General features: G+C 67.5%; 22 protein-coding genes and 1 pseudogene. 12 read left to right on the top strand and 11 right to left on the bottom strand.

The window, feature by feature from the left end; genetic code table 11:
* Window positions 1-115 precede the first annotated feature (115 nt).
* Window positions 116-1,648, top strand: a complete 1,533-nt coding sequence (locus FHR36_RS35880; protein ID WP_253804351.1) for an AAA family ATPase — start codon at window positions 116-118, stop codon at window positions 1,646-1,648.
* Entirely contained in the window at window positions 1,648-2,592 is a 945-nt protein-coding gene (locus FHR36_RS35875; RefSeq protein WP_253804350.1) for a DUF4435 domain-containing protein, read from the top strand. The genes FHR36_RS35880 and FHR36_RS35875 overlap by 1 nt, the downstream gene beginning before the upstream one ends.
* A gap of 107 nt (window positions 2,593-2,699) precedes the next feature.
* Here FHR36_RS35875 and FHR36_RS35870 read toward each other — a convergent pair whose 3' ends face one another.
* Window positions 2,700-2,996: an NUDIX hydrolase gene (locus FHR36_RS35870; protein ID WP_253804349.1), complete on the bottom strand. Its 297-nt coding sequence runs from the start codon at window positions 2,994-2,996 to the stop codon at window positions 2,700-2,702.
* 127 nt (window positions 2,997-3,123) lie between these two features.
* Window positions 3,124-3,549: a sortase domain-containing protein gene (locus FHR36_RS35865; RefSeq protein ID WP_253804348.1), complete on the bottom strand. Its 426-nt coding sequence runs from the start codon at window positions 3,547-3,549 to the stop codon at window positions 3,124-3,126.
* A gap of 166 nt (window positions 3,550-3,715) precedes the next feature.
* On the opposite strand from FHR36_RS35865, the gene FHR36_RS35860 reads away from it, so the two are divergent.
* Entirely contained in the window at window positions 3,716-4,066 is a 351-nt protein-coding gene (locus FHR36_RS35860) for a hypothetical protein (RefSeq protein WP_253804347.1), read from the top strand.
* A complete protein-coding gene (locus FHR36_RS35855; RefSeq protein WP_253804346.1) occupies window positions 4,063-4,323 on the top strand; it encodes a hypothetical protein in 261 nt (86 codons plus the stop codon). Before FHR36_RS35860 ends, FHR36_RS35855 begins: the two co-directional genes overlap by 4 nt.
* 175 nt (window positions 4,324-4,498) lie before the next feature.
* Here the strand turns inward: FHR36_RS35855 and FHR36_RS35850 are convergent, their stop codons facing one another.
* From FHR36_RS35850 to FHR36_RS35840, 3 genes are all read right to left on the bottom strand, one after another.
* Entirely contained in the window at window positions 4,499-4,759 is a 261-nt protein-coding gene (locus FHR36_RS35850; protein ID WP_253804344.1) for a type II toxin-antitoxin system RelE family toxin, read from the bottom strand.
* A complete protein-coding gene (locus FHR36_RS35845) occupies window positions 4,756-5,106 on the bottom strand; it encodes a type II toxin-antitoxin system Phd/YefM family antitoxin (protein ID WP_253804342.1) in 351 nt (116 codons plus the stop codon). The genes FHR36_RS35850 and FHR36_RS35845 overlap by 4 nt, the downstream gene beginning before the upstream one ends.
* A gap of 1,242 nt (window positions 5,107-6,348) precedes the next feature.
* The gene (locus FHR36_RS35840) at window positions 6,349-8,898 is read right to left on the bottom strand and encodes a protein kinase domain-containing protein (protein ID WP_407660887.1); all 2,550 of its coding nucleotides are present in this window, start codon (window positions 8,896-8,898) and stop codon (window positions 6,349-6,351) included.
* Window positions 8,899-9,260: 362 nt separating this feature from the next.
* Here FHR36_RS35840 and FHR36_RS35835 point away from each other — a divergent pair, with 362 nt between their 5' ends.
* Window positions 9,261-10,781, top strand: a complete 1,521-nt coding sequence (locus FHR36_RS35835; RefSeq protein ID WP_253804338.1) for an MFS transporter — start codon at window positions 9,261-9,263, stop codon at window positions 10,779-10,781.
* An 88-nt stretch (window positions 10,782-10,869) separates the two neighbouring features.
* Window positions 10,870-11,619, top strand: coding sequence for a TetR/AcrR family transcriptional regulator (locus FHR36_RS35830; protein ID WP_253804336.1), 750 nt, complete (start codon window positions 10,870-10,872; stop codon window positions 11,617-11,619).
* A 921-nt stretch (window positions 11,620-12,540) separates the two neighbouring features.
* Here FHR36_RS35830 and FHR36_RS35825 read toward each other — a convergent pair.
* The gene (locus FHR36_RS35825; protein WP_253804334.1) at window positions 12,541-12,861 is read right to left on the bottom strand and encodes a hypothetical protein; all 321 of its coding nucleotides are present in this window, start codon (window positions 12,859-12,861) and stop codon (window positions 12,541-12,543) included.
* A 396-nt stretch (window positions 12,862-13,257) separates the two neighbouring features.
* Here FHR36_RS35825 and FHR36_RS35820 point away from each other — a divergent pair, with 396 nt between their 5' ends.
* Window positions 13,258-14,268, top strand: a complete 1,011-nt coding sequence (locus FHR36_RS35820) for a zinc-binding dehydrogenase (RefSeq protein ID WP_253804332.1) — start codon at window positions 13,258-13,260, stop codon at window positions 14,266-14,268.
* A gap of 47 nt (window positions 14,269-14,315) precedes the next feature.
* A complete protein-coding gene (locus FHR36_RS35815) occupies window positions 14,316-15,587 on the top strand; it encodes a cytochrome P450 (protein WP_253804330.1) in 1,272 nt (423 codons plus the stop codon).
* 121 nt (window positions 15,588-15,708) lie between these two features.
* On the opposite strand, the gene FHR36_RS35810 is transcribed toward FHR36_RS35815, so the two are convergent.
* Complete coding sequence (locus FHR36_RS35810; RefSeq protein ID WP_253804329.1) at window positions 15,709-16,539, bottom strand: transposase family protein; 831 nt, start codon at window positions 16,537-16,539, stop codon at window positions 15,709-15,711.
* A 73-nt stretch (window positions 16,540-16,612) separates the two neighbouring features.
* Window positions 16,613-17,053, bottom strand: coding sequence for a hypothetical protein (locus FHR36_RS35805; protein ID WP_253804327.1), 441 nt, complete (start codon window positions 17,051-17,053; stop codon window positions 16,613-16,615).
* 182 nt (window positions 17,054-17,235) lie between these two features.
* On the opposite strand from FHR36_RS35805, the gene FHR36_RS35800 reads away from it, so the two are divergent.
* Complete coding sequence (locus FHR36_RS35800) at window positions 17,236-17,418, top strand: hypothetical protein (RefSeq protein WP_253804325.1); 183 nt, start codon at window positions 17,236-17,238, stop codon at window positions 17,416-17,418.
* Window positions 17,419-17,428: 10 nt separating this feature from the next.
* Window positions 17,429-18,148 (top strand): DinB family protein, encoded by a 720-nt coding sequence (locus tag FHR36_RS35795; RefSeq protein WP_253804323.1) that lies wholly within the window; start codon window positions 17,429-17,431, stop codon window positions 18,146-18,148.
* Here FHR36_RS35795 and FHR36_RS40420 read toward each other — a convergent pair.
* The gene (locus tag FHR36_RS40420) at window positions 18,075-18,320 is read right to left on the bottom strand and encodes a DUF3418 domain-containing protein (RefSeq protein ID WP_407660886.1); all 246 of its coding nucleotides are present in this window, start codon (window positions 18,318-18,320) and stop codon (window positions 18,075-18,077) included. The two genes, FHR36_RS35795 and FHR36_RS40420, sit on opposite strands and share 74 nt — an antisense overlap.
* On the opposite strand from FHR36_RS40420, the gene FHR36_RS35790 reads away from it, so the two are divergent.
* On the top strand, window positions 18,313-18,786 hold the full coding sequence (locus tag FHR36_RS35790) for a transposase family protein (RefSeq protein ID WP_253804322.1): 474 nt from the start codon (window positions 18,313-18,315) through the stop codon (window positions 18,784-18,786). The genes FHR36_RS40420 and FHR36_RS35790 overlap by 8 nt on opposite strands.
* Before the next feature lie 261 nt (window positions 18,787-19,047).
* On the opposite strand, the pseudogene FHR36_RS35785 reads toward FHR36_RS35790, so the two are convergent.
* Window positions 19,048-19,287 (bottom strand): annotated as a pseudogene (locus tag FHR36_RS35785) (transposase); the annotation flags it as partial.
* A 32-nt stretch (window positions 19,288-19,319) separates the two neighbouring features.
* Window positions 19,320-19,826: a suppressor of fused domain protein gene (locus tag FHR36_RS35780; protein ID WP_253804320.1), complete on the bottom strand. Its 507-nt coding sequence runs from the start codon at window positions 19,824-19,826 to the stop codon at window positions 19,320-19,322.
* A gap of 208 nt (window positions 19,827-20,034) precedes the next feature.
* Here FHR36_RS35780 and FHR36_RS35775 point away from each other — a divergent pair, with 208 nt between their 5' ends.
* Window positions 20,035-20,835, top strand: a complete 801-nt coding sequence (locus FHR36_RS35775; protein WP_253804318.1) for a tetratricopeptide repeat protein — start codon at window positions 20,035-20,037, stop codon at window positions 20,833-20,835.
* The last annotated feature ends 41 nt before the right edge of the window (window positions 20,836-20,876 follow it).

The raw sequence follows: 20,876 nt of genomic DNA, 5'->3' as shown, positions 1-20,876 counted from the left end.
TTGGCCCCAGCCTGCCGCTCTGTCGACCGATTCAGAGCATCTGCCTACCTGAAGGCAGATACTGGGGTAGCTTCGGACGGGCCAGAGTCGTCAACGAAAGCTGCGGAACAGACACATGAAGCCTCCCCTCAGCACCTTGATTTCAGCGGTCGAGGTAGAAGACCTGTTCGGCCGATATAGCTATGAGATGAGCTTTGGCTCATCTGAATCTTCGGGGTCTCGGGCACGCAGGCTGACTCTGATTTATGGAAGCAATGGAAGCGGGAAGACGACAGTCCTCAGACTCCTGTGGCACACACTCTCGCCATCGGATTCGAACGGACATCGGACTAGTATTGCAAAGACGCCGTTCAAGTCATTCTCTGTACACCTTACAACCGGTGACGAAATTCGACTGTCAAAGATTGATGGATTGTATGGGAATTTTGTAGCCAAGGTCAGATCTGGCGGCAAGCAGACGGTCGAGCAATACTACTATTTGAATCCCGACGGGGATAATGTCATCGCCGTTCCTCGCAGCCTAGTTTCCCGCCGCGCGGACCAGCTTAAGATCGACCTTGGTCCTGATGCGGCCGAGTGGGAAATTCGAGCAATGCGCGATCTTGAGATTCGCCGGCACGCCAGGCGTTCCGCCGGAGACGACGCCTTTGTGGCGTACCTTAAGTCGCTCGATGCGGCTCCCTATCTTTTGGCTGATGACCGGCAGATCTATGGCGACAAGATTGCGCGATCGCGCGACGAAGATCGGCACTTCCGAATCGCGATTGAGTCAGGCCGAGTTATTGAGAATGAGGCCCCAGGCTCCAGCCGAGGAGTTACCGAGGAGCTTGCTACGGCGATCTCGCGCGCCAATGAGATGATCCAACAGCAGGCTCTTTCTGGCGGATTTCAAGGATCGAGCCGATCGAATAATGCATATGTAGAAATCCTGAAAAGGGCCGCCCTGACGGACCTCTCAAAGTCCGACGAGACAACTCGGGATATGCTGATTCGCCGGATCGAGGATCTTGCCGATGAGACCCTGGCGTACAGCAAGTATGGACTCCTCCCCGAAATTGACCGAGATGTCTTTGTCGATGCGATCAAAGCCGTCCCATCGACAAAGGTGACAGTCGTCGAGGATGTCCTCACTCCTTTTATTGATGCTCAGCGGGCGCGATTGGAAGCTCTGGCCAATACGCTGAACCTGGTTCGCACCTTCACAAGCGAAATGAATCGATTCTTCCAAAGCAGCGGCAAGGCGGTCACCTATGGAAGAGCAGAGGGAATCGAAGTGCACACGACGGTGGCCGGCGCCGTACCATCTGCTCCGAAGCCTCTAGGGCGGCGCAGGGGCGATCTGGACAGGTCTCTTCTTGCCCCCGAGCAACTGTCGTCCGGCGAGCGGCAGATTCTTCTCCTTCTCCTCAATACAATCCTTGCGCGTGAGAACACGCGCGTCTTCTTGATCGACGAGCCAGAGCTAAGCCTTAACGTGAAGTGGCAGCGCCAGCTCATGGACGCACTCCTGGCGTGTACGGAAGGGAGCGCGGTTCAATTTATTGTCGCCACCCACTCCATTGAAGTTCTGACTGGCCATAAATCGTCAATCGCCAGGATGGTTCCACTTGGCAATTCAGCTGCCACCCTTCCGCTCGGGGAGGAGTAGTGGAGCTGGATTTGGGAGAGCTTCGGAAGCCCGATGAGCTGGCGATGCTATACGAGTTGGAGCCGGAAGTTCGAGACATTATCGTAGAGGGGAAGGGGGACAAGAATTTCTACGAGTGGTTCATCTCCGAGGGGCAGATGAACGGCCTCGTGAAAGTTTATGCCGCTGCTGATCGAGTTTATCTTCCCGATTCCGAACTGATAGAAAACGGCATGATCGCAGGAGAGAGGAATAGGGTACTGCGCCTCTCGAACCTGCTCTCCACCATGAAAGTGAGCCCGTCGTCGGTCAGGCTTGTGATCGACATGGACCTCGGAAGTATCGGCCTCGATCCAGTCTCAGAAAACCCATACCTGCTCTATACCGACTTCTCTGCAGTCGAACTCTACGCTTTCAATGAGAAGACGATATTTAAGCTCCTGAGAGTTGGGCTTGGTGCACCAGACGATGTGACCGCCAAGGACCTGATCGAGTCGATCCAGCCTGCACTTGTCGCCCTATTTATTATCCGCGCCTGCTTGCGGGAGTCTCGAATTGGGGCAAAAATGCCACCCAACGCGATAGAGGGAGTCTACGGGTGTAACGACCTTCACGGTGCCGCAGGGGAGGTGTTTCGACTCGCGCTAGACAGAGTTCCGAGACAAAGGCGCGAAGGAGTCACGAGGGAATCCCTCCTGGCCGATTTTTGCAGACTCGAAGAAATGGTGCAGGGAGATGTTCGGCACTTCATTAATGGCCATGATATTAGCGTAGCAATTATTCATTACGTGAAGCTGCGCTGTCGATCTGTCTTCAACGCGGAAGGCCGCCGAGTGCTCCAGGCTGCGCCAGTGCTGGAGATCCTCTTGATGGGTCTTGTTGATCGAGATGGGCTGAAGAGTTATCCGCTATTTTCCTCGATCACTGCTTGGCTGACGGGTGAGACAAAAGTGGGTCTAGTTTGATTTGGGCGAGGATCGGAGAACGTTCCTAGGGGTGGTTCTGTGGCATGGCCTCCCTCCATGTGTGCCGAGAGGGAGACCGCGCCATTGGAAATCCTTGGAGAATTCGATCAAGCCGTGATCAATTCCCTTGCCGATTCGGTTACCTCGGGGATAGCGTCGACCGGCGCCCACCGGTAGGCGTCGTGTTCGGTGAGGATCACGGGCTCGGTCTTCTCCACGGTCGCGGAGAAGTTGAACTGGCGCGTGGTGGTGCCGCGGCTGTTCTGATAGTCGAAGTGCCCGAGGTAGCCGGTGGTCTCGTTGATGGTGAGGCCGGTCTCCTCGGCGGTCTCGCGGTACACGGCGTCGAGGATGCTCTCGCCGTCCTCGACGATGCCGGAGGGGATCTCCCAGCGGCCGCCCATGTAGTCGTCCGGGTTAACAGGACACGGCCCTCGTGGTTGATGACGGCGGCGGCCTCGGCGTCGGCCGCCAGGCCGGCCACGAACTCGGGGGAGGTGACGATCAGCTTCCACCGGCCCTCGCCCTGGGCTATCTGCGGCGCCCGCCGGTTGAGGCCTCGGGTTCAGCTGGACCTGCGGGTTGGGGGCGTTGTTCGATGAGGTGGGCGTAGATGACGGTGTTGTCCTGGTATCCGCCGTGTGTGCGGTCGTAGGGCCAGGCGCAGGTGATGAGGCGCAGCTCGGGGCGGCCGGTGGTCTGGTAGACGTGGTCGGTGGGGAACGCGGTTTTGGGGTAGTTCTGGATGTCGTCGATGAGGAAGGTCGCGGTGCTGCCGTCGGTGCGTTCGATGGTGATGGTCTGGCCGGGGGAGAGGGTGGAGAGGCGGTAGAAGACGGCGGTGCCTTGGCGGGTGTCGAGGTGGCCGACGATGACGGCGGACCCCGCCCACCGCCGCCGACGACAACCAGCGCCAGGAGGCCGCCGACCGCGCCCACGCCCGTGAGCAGCTCGCACGCCACCACGCCGCCCTCGCAGCCGCCCGAGCGGAACGGGCCGGTGCCGTGCCCCTGCGCACCGCCCGCACGACGGAGCCCGGACCCGCCCGCAGTGCCGCGTGAGCTCGAAGCCCGTCGTTCCCGATGCGAGTAGCCTCGCAGCAGACGAGAGATGGAGTGACGCCATGAGTCAGCCCGTGCCCGACGGAGTCGAGCTGATCCCCCGGCCCGACCAGAGTCCGGCCGCGCTCAAGGCCGCCTTGGCCGTGGTCGCCGCGGACCGCCTTCCGGAGATGATCGACGGGCAGACCAGGGCCATGGCCGAGGCCATCGAGGCCGGGAGCGTCCAGCCGATCCGCGCCTTCGTCGCGCACTGGGCCGCCGTCGTGGAGATCGAGCGGCACCCGGCCATTGCGCAGACCTACCACCGGGCGAACTACCTCGCCAACCACGCTGCGACCGTTGCCGAGTGCCGCGAGCACGCCACCACTGTCGCCGAGCTCTACCGTGCCGCCTACGCGGCGGTGAACGCGTGACCTGGAGCTGGGAGTACCTCCCCAGCGAGCAGCACGTCACCGCCGGCGCCCCGGCCGACTTCCTTGCCGCCGTCGAACAGCGGGCCGCCGAACTCGTTCGCGCCGCGGAGGTGCTCTTCCTGGACGGCACCTCGTACCAGGGCAGTGGCGAGCCGATGCGTTACCTCGACGTGGTCGGCGGCCTGCTCGCCTACTACGTGGTGCCGCGCCTGGAGCTCGTCGTCGTCTGCCAGGTCACGCCACCACCGGCGCCCTGACCCCGGTACCGCACGGAGACATCGTGGACACCGATGCGGTGCTGGGCTGTGCGCCCGTGGGCGGCCAGGTCCCGGTCGACGCTCACGTCCGGGCCGTCGCCCACCTCCGGCTCGGGCCGGATCCCCGTCCTTGGCCCGCGTGCCGTGGTCGACGATGACATGGGCACGGGTGATTTTAGAATTGGTCCGTGACGTGTGCGACCAAGACCGTTCGATGGTGATCGTCGACTGTGTACACAACCTGGTGGCCGTTGGTGGGCAATCGTCGATGGTGAAGGATGGTGAAGGTCGGCTCGGGCTGGAGGGCGAAGGAGTTCTCGTCGTACGGGGCGTCCCGCAGTGACTCGAGGTCCATCAGGATCGCCAGGACGGTGTCCTCGGGCAGGCGCATGAACTCCGTGAACGCCGATTCGGCCACGCGGATCGTGTAGGTCACGACAGCGCCGATCGTTCACGGCCCGGCGTCCGCGTGACGCCACCGATGCTGGGACGCCAGTGCACGGTGCGGTCGACGCCTGCGACGAGCTCGCGGTTGCGGCGCTGCCAGAGGGCGGCGTGGACCTCGGCGAGGGTGCAGGCCGGCTCGAGATTCCGGGCCTCGACCAGGCGCACCAGTTCTGCCCTGCGCAAGCGCTGGTAGTGCTCGAGCAGAGCGATGGGGACCAGCGCGGCGGCCGGTCGGGCGTGGCGGGTGATGACGGTCGTCTGCCCGGCGCCGGCACGGCTGATGGCGTCCGCCAGCTGGGCGCGTGCTTCCCGGACGGAAAGGTGATGCTCGCTCATTCCTCGGAGTCTATGAATGCTCGCGAACGGGGGCGAAGGAACGCCTGGAATGTGTACACATTCGTCAAAGCCAGGCCGATCATCGGGGTGGCGCGGGCCATAGCGAAATAGTGTGGCGGACCAGTTTTGGTTCACCGGCCGGGCCATATTTTCCCTCAACTGTCCGTTGAGGCGGCCACAGGCCCCGGAGAGCGCGCGGCCGGGGCTGGAGAGGACCTAGAGTGCTGCTGCTGCGACTGAGGGTCGCGGTTCCGTGCCTCGTCCCCCCGGGGGCACGGCACAAGGCCGTCCCCGTCCCAACCCATCGGGAGGGGCCGTCATGGAACGGCAGCGCAGTACGAATGAGCGTCATGAGAGGTGGCGGCGAAGGATGCGCCGCATCGGCCAGGCCGTACGCCGGTGGGCGCCGACCGCGGCGGCCACGGCCGGCGCGGCGGCGGCCCTCACTCAGGTGATGGACTGGCTCATGCGCTGAGCCCGGCCGCCAGCTAGAAGTCCAGCGGCCGGGCCCGGATCGAGGTGATCCCGTTCACCGGCCTGATCGAGGTTGCCCCCTCTGACAGGCCAACAGGATGTGGTCTCGGCCGCCGACAGGCGGCTGGGACCACATTGACGGGGACGCCCGAATCCCCTAGCAGCAAGTAATGCGGGCGCTCCACCGTACTGGACCCTTGCGCCTTCGCACCGGGATTCCTGACGACTCGAGTCGTGTGAACTTTTCGACGGATGCCAAGCATGCCGCGACCTCCCTGCGGGCTGCAGCTGCGACAGCGACGCTGGCGGGCTGGCCGTCGGGACGGGTCTGGCCTCGGCGACCGCCGCGGCGACGATCCCGCCGACCGCCTCGGTCACCGGAGCAACGTCGCCTGACTCCTGGTGGGCATCGGTGAGGCGCTCCGGGATCAGATCGTTGGGCTTCACGGGTAACCCTTGAGATCGACCACCGCACACCTCGACAGGGGCAGATCGTGGTGTCCCACGTGCGGGACACCACGATCTGCCCCTGTAGTTGTTCTCGATCGCCTCGGTGACGGCTGTCAGGTCAAGCAGCCGGTACCCACCCGAGTGGCCGACTTCGAACTCCGCCAGCCCACATCTCGCCGTACGACCAAGGTGGTGCTGGGGCGGACCCTCCGCCGGAGCTGGCGGCGGACGGCGGACCGTACCTCCCAAGCAGCAACGGAATCAGGGCGGAAGGCTGTGGCCGTTGGCCAGGCCCGATCTTCCGTCACGTCTCACCTCTCAGGCTGCAAAGAGCGCGGAGACTACGAATGACGCGGCACGGTCAGCCGGGGTGAAGTCCAGGACGGGGGTGCCGTCCGAGGCGTGGTAGCCGAGGATCCTGATCGGGGAGACTCCGCTGGATACCGACGTCGTGACATAGATCGCGTCGCCGATCAGGTTCATCGTGAATTTCGCTCCCGCGCCCGCCTTGATGGGCCTGGACCACACGTGCGAGCCGTCAGTGCCCTTGAAGGCGTGGAGGGTGTTGTCCAGCACGGCGTAGACGATGCCGTTGGCGTAGCACGGTTGCCAGGAGGACTGGGACTGCGAGGCAGTCTGGGATGCCCAGATTATTCGGCCGTCTTGCGCGCTGCGCGCGCGGAGGGTGACCGGGCCTGTGCTGGAGCTCGTGGGCGCCTGCTCAAGGATGATGAACGCCGGGATGTCCGCCGCGAAGATTGGCATGCCGGAAACAGCATTCGGCGCAATGCTGTATCGGGTCTGTCCGTCGCTGGTGTTGATGGCTTGGCACTTGTACGACGAGTCAGAGCTGGCGCCGTAGTCGGTCACCACGACGTAGCCCGGTGAAATGTCCATCCCGAGCGCGCCGTGCCCCGGGTCCAGGGTGTGCGTCCATGCAGTGCTGCCGGTGGCGGCGTCGATCCGCTGGATGGTTGATGGGTGGACGTTGACGAAGACTGCGTCCTCTCCTGCCGTTGCCGAGGCCTTGGCGTCCATCACAAAATCTGAAGTCGAGACGGTCCAGAGTCGCTTGCCTTGCGAACTGACCGCCATCAGTTCCGATCCGAAACCCAGGACGACGCCTGAAGGGGTGACAACCACTGGGTTGTAGGAACCAAAGGAGACGGGCACGTGCCACACGATCCGTCCGTCCCGGCCGAGGCCGGTTACACCGTCAGGTGCAAGGACGTACAGCAGCTCATTTCCTGCGGGCAGCAGCACCAGGGGCGAGGTCGACGAGGGGTCGCCGGTGACGGTGGAGTCGTTGGTGACGCGGGTCGTCCAGAGCCGCTGTCCGCTACCGCTGTCATAGCCGTAGACCAATCCGTCATCGCGGGCTGCCATCGCGATGACCTGCCCGCTGGTGGCCTTCCCCGACGACAGGATCCACGCGGTCGCGCCGGCGCCGCCGACGGCGAGGGTGGCAATACTCAGTAGGACGCTGCGTCGCCCGATTCCGGGGCGCGCGCGAGCGGTGGGGGCCATTGCGGCTTCGGCGTTTTCGGTCGGGGGAATGTCAGGAGTCGGCAGCTCGGTGGTGCTGCCAGGTGCGATGGGCGGCGCGATCGACCCTTCGGTTGGCTGGCCGGAGCCCGGCCCGACGGGTTCGCCGATCGGGGTGGTGCTTGGGGGGTCTTCGCGGTCGCCGCCAGGCTGGGTGCTGCCGTGGCCGCTTGTGTGCGGAGAGCCGGGGGAGTGGCCGGCGCCCTCGGGGCCGACGGGCTCCTGGGCGTGCTGCGGCAGCGTTCGCGGCCCGGTCGGGGCTGCCGCTTGTCCCGGAGCGGCGGCTGTTGCCTGAGCCGGGTGGGGCCGTAGGCTCTCGGCTGCCTGCGCCGGGCCGTGGTCGGCCCGTGTTGGGGCCAACGCGGGTGACGCGGGCTGCGGCTGCCGCCATGTGGGGACGGTGGGTGCCGTCTGAGTTGTCGGTGCTGTTGCGGGTGGGGCGAGGGCTTTGAGGCGGTCGTGAACTTCCTTGGCACCGGTGGGACGCTGGTCAGGGTCTTTGGCGAGGAGTTCGGCGACGAGCGCGTCGAGGGGCTGGGGAACGTCGGGGCGGTGGGCGCTGGGGGGATCGGGGATGCGCTGGACGTGGGCGAACATCAGGGCGGTGGTGGGCAGGTTACCGAAGGGCGTCTCGCCGGTGAGGAGTTCGTGCAGGACGCAACCGAGAGAGTAGAGGTCGCCTCGTGCGTCCTGGTGGCCGGTGTTGAACCGCTCCGGCGGCATGTAGGCGAGCGTTCCCATGATCTGGGTGCTGGTCAGGTCGCTGGTCTCCAGGCGGCGGGCGATGCCGAAGTCGAGCACCTTCACCGCCCCGGCATCAGTGAGCATGATGTTGGCCGGCTTCAAGTCCCGGTGCACGATCCCGGCCCCGTGCGCGGCCGCGAGGGCATCGGCGGTCTGCGCGGTCCACTCCACGGCTTGCCCGATGGGCGGGACGCCGTCCTCGCGCAGGACCTGGCCCAGATTGCGGCCGCGGATCAGCTCCATGACCAGGAACAACGTCCCGTCGCTGTCATGCCCCAGGTCGTGCACGGTGACGACACCGGGATGGTTCAGCGCGCTCGCGGTGCGGGCCTCGCGGAAGAACAACTGCGCGGCACTGTCGCTGTCGAGGTGGGTGTGCAGCAGCTTGACCGCGACCTCACGGCGCAGCACCTTGTCACGGGCGGACCACACCTCACCCATGCCACCCCGACCCAGCCGCGCGTCCAACTCGTAGCGGCCCGCCAGAACCCGCCCCACCCAGCACCCCCGTAGTCCCCGATCCCGCCTCACTCCTGACAGCCGTTCCGTGCACTGGAGGCACAAGCCAGGCGGAGACATCGTATGGCTCCCACCCGGGCCCCGGCTGGCAGATCAGCCGCAGTGACCTGGATCACCGCCGGCCCCTGACCTGTAACGGCATCGCCCGGAAAATGGCCGGACCCCTCACGCTCGAATCGCGAGGGGCCCGGCCATCGGCGTACAAGGGCAAGGACACCAGGGACGTCAACCCATGTTCAGCGGCCGGGACGTGCGGCCGGTGCGGCCCCGCCGAGGCTGTGGGGGTGCCCCGGAAGGCCGTCGATGTCGCGCCTCCCGGCGCAGCACCTGAGCCTCCGGAAACCATTGGCGGTCGGCGCTGAAACCACTCTACGGTGTACAGGAACCTATACGTCGTACAAGAAACCTGGAGTGCCTCGCCCATGCCCCACAACGGCCGCCGGCCCGACCGGTGGGTGATCCTCGCGGTGATCTGCCTCGCGCAGCTCGTCGTCATCCTCGACAACACCATCCTCAACGTCGCCATCCCCTCTCTCACCAAGGAGCTCGGCACCACCACCGCCCAGACCCAGTGGGTGATCGGCGCGTACTCCCTCGCCCAGGCCGGCCTGCTGATCGCCGCCGGCGGCCTGGCCGACCGGTACGGCCGCAAGAAGGTCCAACTGATCGGCCTCGCCCTCTTCGGCATCGGCTCCCTGGGCGCCTCCCTGGCCGGCAACCCGGGCGAACTGATCGCCGCGCGGGCCGGCATGGGCGTCGGCGGCAGCCTGCTGCTCGCCACCAGCCTGGCCATCGTCGTGCGCACCTTCGATGCCGACGAGCAGCCCAAGGCCATCGCCGCCTGGACCGCCGTCGCCTCGCTCGGCGTCGCACTCGGCCCCGTCATCGGAGGGTTGCTGCTCACCACCTTCTGGTGGGGCTCGTGCTTCCTCGTCAACGTCCCCGTGGCCGCGCTCGGCCTGATCGCGGTTGCCCGCCTTGTCCCCGAGTCCAAGGACCCGCGGGGCGACCGCCCCGACCTGCTGGGCGCCGCGCTGTCCACGGTCGGCATGGTCGGCGTGGTCTACGCCGTGATCCAGGGGCCCGGCTACGGCTGGACCTCCTCGCGCACCTTGCTGCCCATCGGCATCGGCGCCCTCTTCCTCCTGCTCTTCGCGCTCTGGGAGCGCCGGATCGCCCACCCGCTGCTCGACCTGGCCTTCTTCCACGACGCCCGGTTCCGGGGCGCCGTTGCCGGCGGCGTGCTGGTCAGCTTCGGCATGGGCGGCTCGCTGTTCCTGCTCACCCAGCACCTGCAGTTCGTCCTCGGGTACGGGCCGCTCTCGGCCGGCCTGCGCACCGCCCCGATGGCGCTGACCATCGTCGCGCTCAACCTGACCGGCACGGGCGTGAGGCTGACCGCGAAGCTCGGCCTCAAGCCGCCCGCCGCCATCGCCGCAGGCCTGGCCCTGCTCGCCGCCGGCCTCGCCGCGATCGCCGTCTTCGGGCACCACGGCTCGTACCCCGGCGTGCTGCTCGGCCTGGTCCTGATGGGCGTCGGCGTGGCACTCGCCCAACCCGCCATGGCCGCCTCGGTGATGGGCTCCATCCCGCCCGAGAAGGCCGGCATCGGCTCCGGCCTCATGGGCACGCTCGCCGAACTCGGCAACTCGCTCGGCGTCGCCGTCCTCGGCGCCGTGCTCACCGCCGGCTTCGCCGGCGCGCTGCCCGCCGCCGTGCCGCACGAGGCAGCCCGCTCACTGCCCGAGGCGCTCGCCACCGCGGGGCCGGCCGCCGCCCAGCAAGTCCGCTCGGCCTTCGCCGACAGCCTGACCAGCAGCCAGCTCATCGGCGCCGTTGCCGTCCTGCTCGGCGGCCTGCTCGCAGCCTGGCTGCTGAAGCGGGCCACCGCCCCCCACCCCGGCCCGGCGGCCACCCGGCCGCAGCCCGCACCGGAAGTCTGAGGCCCGTACGATCGCGGCACGGCCCGCCTCCCGCAGACCGTGCTGCGACCAGCCCGGACCCCGGGCACGACCGACCGAGGACCACCGCATGACCGAGAAGTTCCGCGATCCGGCCGCCAGCATCTGGGTGAAGCCGACCAAAGCCCGGAAGCGGAGCGCCGCCCCCAGTCCGCTCAGCCGCGACCGGATCGTGCGCGCCACCGCGGAACTGCTCGACCGCGACGGCGTCCAGGCCTTCTCCATGCGCAAACTGGCCGCCGAACTCGACGTCACACCGATGTCCGTCTACTGGTACGTCGACAACAAGGACGAACTCCTCGAACTCGCCCTGGACGAGGTCCTCGGCGAGATCCGCACCCCGCCCCTCGACGACGGCGACTGGCGCGGCCACCTGCACGCCCTCGCCCACGAGTACCGCCGCTGCTTTCACCGGCACCCCTGGGCCGCCCAGCTGGCCAGTCAGTTCCTCGCCCTCGGACCCAACGCGCTGCACCTGTCCACCAGCGCGATCGGCGCGATCACCCGCAGCGCTCTGCCCCCGGAGCAGGCCGGCGCCGCACTCGGCCTCATCTTCGAGTACACCTACGGCTACGCCGTGCTCGAGGTCCAGTGGCTGAACCGGGTCCGCGCCTCAGGGCTCAGCGAGAAGGAGTTCTACGACGTCATCCACGGCATCGTGGAGCGGGCCGACGCGCGCTTCGTCGAGCAAGCCGAACTCCTCGACCCCGAGAGCAACATCTCGGCCGCCACGCGCGACCGGCGCTTCTCCCAGGGCCTCGACATTGCCCTCGCCGGCATCGACGCAAGCATCGCGGGCACACCACCGGCCTCGCACTGAACGGCCCGGGTCCGCATCGGTTTGTGAGCAATCTGCAGAAGTGGCCCTTGCCGTCGAGCCTCATCCGGCAGGGCGCCTTGTGTGACGCGAGTTCAACTGGGAGAAGGCCCCGAGGGCCTGGGTGACCATCGGGCACAGGAACACAACGGGACTGCCGCCGGGTGTACAACGATGCGATGCCGGTCGTGGCGACCACGCTGGAGCACCTGGCCGAACGTGGCCTGCAATATCACCCTCGAGACCAGAAGACCCCGACGCCAGTACCGCTCTCGTCCCAGCTGACCAGGATGCTGCTCGACGTGAAGTCACGGGTGGGGAACACCGGTGCGTTCGCGCCGCTCGCCGGTCAACATCGAGCACCGGGGTCCGCGAGCTGGCCTCTTGCTGTGCCTTCGAACTCGGCCACGGCATGGGCCCACGGGGCCCCTCGGCCTGCGCGAACCCGGCGGTCCGGTTTGACGTCGTCCGACGCCTCCTCCCAGCTCGCACCCACCCGCGCCTCCGGGGGTGGTGCCGCTCGCGACCGGCGCGACCGCGGAGACGGTGGCGCCCCGTGCGTCGTCCCAGTCGTACCCCAGATACACCGCGTGCAGCCCGTCGGCGACGGTGTCGAACGTGAAGAAATCCCCGCCGTCGAGCCCGCACACCGCGAGTCCGCGTATCGCCCGGGCCAGGGCGGTCTCGGCGATAGCGTGGTGGCATCGCAGGCCGGTGCTGCGTATCCCCGACAGGGACATGGTGTCTGCCGATCCGACTCGTCTCAGGCCGCGGTAGCGCAGTGCCGCGGTTGACTGGCCGGGTAGGCGTTGGTTCGGTCGGCACTGGGCGTCCGGCCGGGCTCAACGCGGCCGCTGTCGGCATCCTCTCGGGGATGCCAGCGGCGGCTCGTCGGTGAACAGCGGGGTCAGATACCTCACGGTGTCAGCTGGTCAAGTCTGCGGGCAGGAGGCCCGCATTGACGGCTCGCAGCCAGAGTCGATGTTGCCATTCGTTGGAATCCGGATCGGGCTTGGTGGTCAGCACCGGGTTCGGACCGGTCTCGATGAGGTGCAGTAGCGTCCAGGCGACGCCGTAGCAGTCGTCCGGGCCGAAGCAGTCGGCCAACGCCCGGGCCTCGTCCGCGTTGACCGGCCTGGAGATCGCCTCGAGCTGCTGGACTCGCCTGTCGAGCTCCTCTTCGTCCTCGTCCGAGTCGGGGGGAAGGGCGCCGTCGGCGACGAACGCCCGCACTTCAGGTCTCATGACCGAATGATCGACTGTCGTCGGCCTGCTGAGCAAGAGGCTTCGTTGCTGGTCACGCCACCTCTCTGGGGGCCGGGACCGTGCTCCGGTCTATGCGGAGCCCTCATGGCCCCGGACGAACCCGGTGTTGCCTCGGGTACCACGGGGCTCTGACGTCCCCGCTGGGCGGTCAGCTCCGCGGCTGCGGACGGCCGCGCCTTGTCGGGGCGACCCGTCACCGTCGTCGATACCAGGGCTGCACGCCAGGCCGCACCACCGCCCGCGCCCTGATCCCTGGGGACCTCGGGTGAAGGCGACGCGGCTGGCCAGGGCCCGACGGTCACCTGGGCCTGTGCGCGCTGCCTGACGTGCCGTAACCTCGCGACGCAACTTGACCTCTGCCGGTAGGAGTTTGACATGGCCGTGATGCGTGCGGTGCGCCTGCACTTCCCGACCCACACACTCACCGTCGACGAGGTGGCACGGCCGGAGCCCGGCCGGGACCAGGTCCTGGTCAGGGTCGCCGCAGCTGGCGTCTGCCTGTCCGACGTGCACCTGATCGATGGCACGCTGACCCCGCTGAACCGGGCCAGTGACACCGTTATCCTGGGCCACGAGGTCTCCGGGACCGTCGCCGAGCTCGGCCCGGGGGTCAGCGGCTGGCAGCCCGGGGACCGGGTGGTGCTGCAGGCCGTCGAGAAGCGCGACGGCGCCACCTGGACCCGCGGCGTCAACTACGACGGCGGCTGGGCCGAGTACGCCCTGGCCCGGGTTGAAGCGCTGTGCCGGGTGCCCGAGTCGATCGCCCTCGACCAGGCGGCGATCATCCCGGACGCCGTTTCCACTCCGTGGGGCGCGATAACCACCACTGGCCGGGTGCGGCCCGCCGAGGCGGTCGGAGTCTGGGGCGTGGGCGGGCTGGGTGCCCACGCGGTGCAACTGCTGCGCGCCGTCGGCGCCTACCCCGTCGTGGCCGTCGACCCGGTGCCGGCCGCCCGGGAGCGGGCCCTGGCATTCGGCGCGGACCTGGCGCTGGACCCGGCCGACCCCGAGCTGCCGGCCCTGATCGCGGCCCTCACCGGCCGGGCGGGCCTGGCGGTGGCCTTCGACTTCGCCGGTGTCCCAGCGGTGCGGGAACAGGCGCTGGAGGTGCTTGCGCCGCGCGGACGGCTGGTCCTGGTCGGCCTCACCGACCAGCCGCTCACGGTGATCGCCGGGACCCGGTTCACCTTCCTCCAGCAACAGATCCTGGGCCACTACGCCTCCGACGAGACTGCCGTACCGCAGCTGCTGGGCCTGGCAAGTGGCGGTCGCCTGGACTTCTCCCGCTCGATCAGCGACGTGCTGCCGCTGGAACGCGCGGCCGAAGCCGTGGAGCGCCTGCAGAAGAAGCAGGGCGCCCCGATCCGCCTGCTCCTGCGTCCATGAACCGCCCTGACACTGCGCGGATGTCCCATGGTCTCCACCCAGTGGTCATGGCGTCGAACAAGCTGGGTCCTTGCTGTTATCGTGCGGCGGTGCAAAACCACACAACACCCGCGTCGTTACTCTCCGCTCTGAGGCCTCAAAACCAGGACCGACTGTACGACTTCTACCGGGAACTTCGAAGGGCTGACGAACTCTACTGGGATCGCCACCTGGACGCCTGGGTCGCGACCAGTTACGCAGTGGTCAGCAGCACGGCAAGTGATCCACGCTTCTCCTCGGTGCGCTATCCGGACATCGAGGCGGTCTCCGAGGAACTACGGCCACTGGCCCAGGTCCTGAGTCGACAGATGCTCTACAACGATGCCCCGGACCACGCCCGGCTGCGCTCCCTGCTCAGCAAAGCCTTCACCCCCCGGGCCGTAGCGATGCTACGCGACCGGATATCCGACGCAGTCGACCAGATCATCACTCCCGCAGCGATGACCGGCCGGTTGGACATCGTCGCTGACCTGGCCCGCCCGCTGCCCCTGGCTGTCATCTGCGACCTCCTGGGGGTGCCGGAGCAGGACCGACCCGCTCTGTCCTCCTGGTCCGACCCGATAGCCGCAGCCATCGGTAGTTCCAGGCTGGACGCCGAAGACAGCCGGGCTGCCTCCCGGAGCATGCAACACATGCTTGTCTACCTCCGGGAACTCCTCACCCGGAAGGACGTTCCGCCCGCGCCCCACACCCTGCGCGCCCTGCTGGCCATCGGGCTCGATGACGCCGACCAGGACTTCGACGAACTCCTCGCCAACTGCGCCCTGCTCCTGATCGCCGGTCATGAGACCACCACCCACTTCATCGGCAACGCCGCCCTTGCCCTCCTGCGCCACCCGCAGGCCGCCAACCAACTGCGCAGCCGGGTGGACCTGATCCCCGCCGCCGTCGAGGAACTCCTGCGGTACGACAGCCCAGTGCAGCTGATGCTCCGCCGCGCGCGGCACGACCTCGACCTCGCAGGTCGATCCATCACCGCTGGACAGCCGGTGCTTCTGGTGTGCGGTGCCGCCAACCGGGATCCGGCGGCCTTCCCCGACCCTGACCGGCTGGACTTCCACCGTCCTGGTGGGCGCCACCTCGCATTCGGCTACGGGCCGCACTTCTGCCTCGGCGCAGCGCTGGCTCGACTGGAGGGCACCCTCGTTCTGGAGGCCCTGCTCACACGCCTGCCTGACTGGAGGCTCGACGGCACCTCACCGCGCTGGCAGCGCAGCCTCAACTTCCGAGGTCTGACCAACCTGGAGATCGCCTTCACCCCGTCCTCAGACGATCGATAGACCAATACGCAGGCCATTGAGAACTTTTCATCCTGAATTCGCAGGTGGGATGGGGTGGCCTGGGGTCGGTCGGGTGTGATCGCGCCGGTCGTGGGCCGTGATCGCGGCGCTTGATCGTCTGTCAGCGGGTGATCTCGGCGCGGGTCAGCACGAGGAGCGAGCGCAGCAGCGTGGTGGCGTGGGTGGCGTTCATCCGGACCTTGGTGAGGATGCGCCAGTTCTTGAGGTCGGCGAAGCCGTGCTCGTTGGCGGCGCGTTCGCGGGAGATGAGCTTGTTGGCTTCCTTCTGGGCCGAGGTGAGCGGCTTTCTGCGGGCGGCGCGCTTCCCGGTGATGATCACCGGGTTGTCGGGGTCGTCGTCCAGCGCGGTGAAGCCCAGGTCCCCGATCGCGCCGAGGCCGGCGGCGCGCAGCTTCGCGCAGATCTTGTTGTGCCTCGCGGCGGTCAGGTCCAAGGCGCGGCCGGGTTTGGCCGCCGAGATCCACAGCAGGTTCCCGCGCTCGTCGGTGACGGCCAGGAACAGCAGCCCGTGGGCCTTGTGCTTCCCGGAGTAGTTGCGCCGATTCTGTCTACCGGTGCGGCGTCTGGTGCGCACCAGGGTGCCGTCGATCAGTACCACCTCGCCGCCGGATCGGGTGATTGCGTGAAGCGCACGGTCCAGTCTCGGGGCACGGGCCGCCAGCAGCCCGATCACCTCCAGGACCCAGCGGCGCACGGTCGAGGCCGACACTCCGTAGCCGCCGGCCATGTCGGAAAGACGCTGGTCATGACGCAGCACCGCCAGGACGATCACGGCGATCCGGCCCGCCGGGAGCTTGCGCCAGCGGCTGCCGATCGCTTTCATCCGGCCCCGGAGCAGGTCGGCGACCATCGTGACGGTGGCGTTGCTCAGGGGCAGTCGGGACTGGTACACCGGGAAGCCGGCGCCCTCGGCGCGGGAGTTCTTGTTCACACCTGAAGCAACCGCGACCGGGGGCCGCCACGACACGGCGTGTCAGCCTTCTGTGTCACATCCCCGGCCCCGGTCAGGGACGGACCGTGAACTTCCCCGGCTGCGTCTCGATCAGCCAGCCCCGCTCCACCAGCCGCTTGAGTTTGCTGCGCATGCCCTCGATGTTCTTCGCGGCGATCGGCACCCCGAGTTGTTCGCGCACGTACCGGAAGGCCGCCGGGCGCGGTGAGGCGGCGATCAGCTCCAGGAACCGCTGGTACTCCCCAGGCAGGTCGCTCACGCCCCGGGCCTGGCGTCGGTGCGGCACCGTCATCCCCGGCGGCAGGCTCAACGGGTCCGGCTCGGCATCCACATCCGGTTCTGCATTGCCGGGCTCGTCGTCGGCCAGCAGTCTGGCGATCACCTGCTCGGCCACAGCGAGCTGGTCGAGCTCGACGTCGATGTCCTCCAGCTGCTTGCGCAGCCCATCGGCCTGCTCGCGCAGCAGGTCCCTGCGCTCGACGATCCGGTCCAACACCGACTTCCGACCCCCTCGACCCGCGTCCAAGCTCCGCCGCCGATCGTAGGGGGCTGCGAAACCGGACGATGCCGTCAGACACAGACGAGTGACCCGACCCGGCCGACCGGCCGACCCCAGGCCACACCATCCCACCTGCGAATTCAAGATGAAAAGTTCTCAATGCCGGGCGGATGCGGATGGCCGCCGAGTACGGCCTGTTTGACGATAGACGCGAGTTCCTGATCGGCATCGACGACTCCGAAGACGTCCACGAACCGGAGCAAGCCTGGGTGCGGGTCTGGCTTTTGGGTGGGTGGGATTTCGTCGACAGCGAAGTCGAGCAGTTGCGGGGAGGCCGGCTTGTCGGTGCTCGGATCTAGTATGCGGGGCATGACGCGATATGTGGACGAGGATCTGCACGGTGTGGAGTTCCGCGAGTGCGATCTGAGCGGGGCACGCCTGATCGGCGTCGTCATGCAGGATGCCGTGATCGACAGGCTCGTCGCCAACCTCGTGGTCAACGGTGTCGAGGTCAGCGAGTACGTCGAGGCAGAGCTCGACCGGCGTCATCCGGTGCGGGTGCTGATCCGCTCCGAGGACCCTGACGATCTGCGCGAGGCATCGCGTCAGCTCCATGCCGGCTGGGCCGCGACGATCGAGCGAATCCGCCGTAGGCCCGGCATCGAGCGCCGCAGCGTGAACGACGAGTGGTCGGCGGTGCAGACGATGCGCCACCTGGTCTTCGTCCACGACTCGTGGTTCCGCCGCTGCTGCCTGGGCTCGACGGAGCTGTTCACGCCGATGGGCATCGGGACGACCGTCGAGCCCTACCGTGGAGCGCACGGGCTTGACCTCTCGCTCGATCCGACCCTCGACGAGATCGTGAGCGTGCGTGACGCGCAGGCCGCCGAGCTTGAGGCCTGGCTCGACGAGGTCACCGCCGTGCAGCTCGCAGAGCGAGCGCCGGTGCCCGACGACGATGTCTGGCCGCCGTACGCCCGGGGCCGCTTGGTGCGGCAGTGCCTCGTCACGGTGCTCAACGAGACCTTCGAACACCACGGCTTCTGCGTCCGCGACCTCGACCTGATCGAAGCACAGGACGCCGAGTAGGGCCGGCTACGGACTCAGCATCTTTGCGGATGCGGGCATCACCGACCGTCTGCGCGGTGCCGAGCTGCTGGGCCCAGAGCCGGACGCGGTACGTCTCGAGCATCCGGCGGGCCTGACCTAGGTGCCGGCCGGGCCGGCGGCCGTCGGGAGCACGGCGAGCTTGGGTGCGCACCAGACGCCGCACCGGTAGACAGAATCGGCGCAACTACTCCGGGAAGCACAAGGCCCACGGGCTGCTGTTCCTGGCCGTCACCGACGAGCGCGGGAACCTGCTGTGGATCTCGGCGGCCAAACCCGGCCGCGCCTTGGACCTGACCGCCGCGAGGCACAACAAGATCTGCGCGAAGCTGCGCGCCGCCGGCCTCGGCGCGATCGGGGACCTGGGCTTCACCGCGCTGGACGACGACCCCGACAACCCGGTGATCATCACCGGGAAGCGCGCCGCCCGCAGAAAGCCGCTCACCTCGGCCCAGAAGGAAGCCAACAAGCTCATCTCCCGCGAACGCGCCGCCAACGAGCACGGCTTCGCCGACCTCAAGAACTGGCGCATCCTCACCAAGGTCCGGATGAACGCCACCCACGCCACCACGCTGCTGCGCTCGCTCCTCGTGCTGACCCGCGCCGAGATCACCCGCTGACAGACGATCAAGCGCCGCGATCACGGCCCACGACCGGCGCGATCACACCCGACCGACCCCAGGCCACCCCATCCCACCTGCGAATTCAGGATGAAAAGTTCTCATTGTCGGCAACGGGTGAAACGAGGTGCAAAGTGCCCCACCGCCCGCGCCCGGCGGGGGTCTGCACGAGGTACTCAGACATGCTGTTCGGGCCCATCGGTTTACCTCGCCGCATGAACACGTAGCGGACCGAACGCCGCCGCGCCACGACGCGTTGGCGACTTCCCGGCCGCCGTCCTCGGTGATTCCGGTCGCGACGACCACGGCCCGGGAGACGATCTGGTGGTTCACCCGGGCCTTGCAGTAGGTCGCGTCGAGGCAGACGTAGGGGAAGCGCGTGTGGCCCAGCGGCCTGGTGCGGAAGGCGGTGAGCTGTTCGTCCAGGTCGGCGCAGATCCGGGAGACCTCGCTCTTGGAGATGCCGGTGTCCGCGCCGAGGGCCTTGACCAGGTCGTCGACCGCCCCGTGATCCCGGGCGGCCGGAGGCGAGCTCAAACGACCGATGCCCTGAATGGGTCGGTGGGAATGATCTCGGCCTCGTCGAAGAGTTGCTCCAGCGCCTCGTGGCCGTGATGTCTGCGGAACTCGATCTCGGCCGTCGTCACCGGCAGGGCCCACAGAATGCGTGCGTGTCCCTCGGGCAACGGACAGCGCTCAAGCTCGGGCCCGTGGAGATAGGGCAGGCTGATCAGCAAGTGGTCGCAGGCCGAACCCGGCACCCACGGTTCACCGATCGGCATGCTGTGCTCCAGGTCGAGCAGATGCCCTCCGCAGTGGTAGTAAGCGATCATCGCCATGAGTTCGACGAACCGCTGGTCGCGGACATGGGCGGTCATGACGAACTCAAGTCCATGGCCGTCCTGCTCCACCTCGGACCAGCAACCGGCCGTCACATAGGCCCAGCAGTCGCTGCGCGGGCCGGGGCCCACGACGAGAACTCGCAGGTCGGCCAGCGCCTCTCGGCGCCCCGGCCCAAGGTCGTATTCGACGACCTCCACGGGATGTCCTTCAAAGAATTCTCGGACATGTGACTCGACGGCCTCAGCGGCCTGCACCTTCGCAACGCTCACCGCGCGATCATGCCAGACCGCCGACGGACGTCTACCACTGATCACTCAGTGTCATGAAGTGCTGGCCGGCCTTGTACCGAGCACTGGTGTTCCGACTTCCCATGGTGCTGCCAAGGCCTCGACCGCGAAACGACCATTGGGTCTGATCGCCACCACCCGCGAGCGCCAGGGCCGCACCGACGACGCGATCGCCCTGCTGCGCACCGGCAGCACCACGCTGGTCAATCACCGGAATCAACTGGCCGCGCTGCTGTCACGGCACGGCCGGATCGACGAGCTCCGGGAAGCCGCAGCGAGCGACGACTCGGGCTACGCCGTACAACGGCTCGCGACGTGGCTGGAGGAGTCCGGCGACGTGGAGGGGGCGATCGCGGCGTACCGGCAGACCGGCAGGCCAGTGGCCGAGGACCCGAACTCGGCTTTCGCGCTCGCGCAACTCCTTGCCCGCCACGGTCGGGGCGACCAAGCGATCGACGTGATGCGCACCCTGGCCGCCGACCGCAACGGCGAGGACTGGATCCTTCACACCCTGGCGGACCTGTGCCTCGACCACAACCGCCCCGCAGACGGGCTGGCCTTCCTCGATGCCCTCGCCGCCGCCCGCGGCGGCGAGGAGGAGTGGGACCTCTACCGGATCCGGCTGCCGCTGATCGCCGCCCGCGACGGCATCGACGAAGCGATCGCCCAGGCCCGGGTCCACCCCGAGAGCGGCAGCTCCTACGCGGCCTGGGACCTCGCCGACCTGCTCGCCGGCGCCGGGCGCACCAAGGCTGCCGTCACCGTCCTCCGACAGCACGCCTCGGGCAACAGCCATGCCCTGGCCGGCTACCTCATCGACCTCGACCGCATCGACGATGCCTTGGCCGTCCTCCAGCGACCCCGCCCCCAGCCACCCGCCGCCCACACGTATGGTCCGTGGCACAACGGTGTCCGATGACGGCCAAGGCTCGATCGCGAGTGACCGCAGTGTAGCGACGG

This window comes from Kitasatospora cinereorecta, from assembly GCF_024172095.1.
Taxonomy (GTDB): Bacteria; Actinomycetota; Actinomycetes; order Streptomycetales; family Streptomycetaceae; genus Kitasatospora; species Kitasatospora cinereorecta.
Note: the sequence above shows the minus strand (reverse complement) of the source record. Positions and strands in the feature narration are given on the sequence as shown.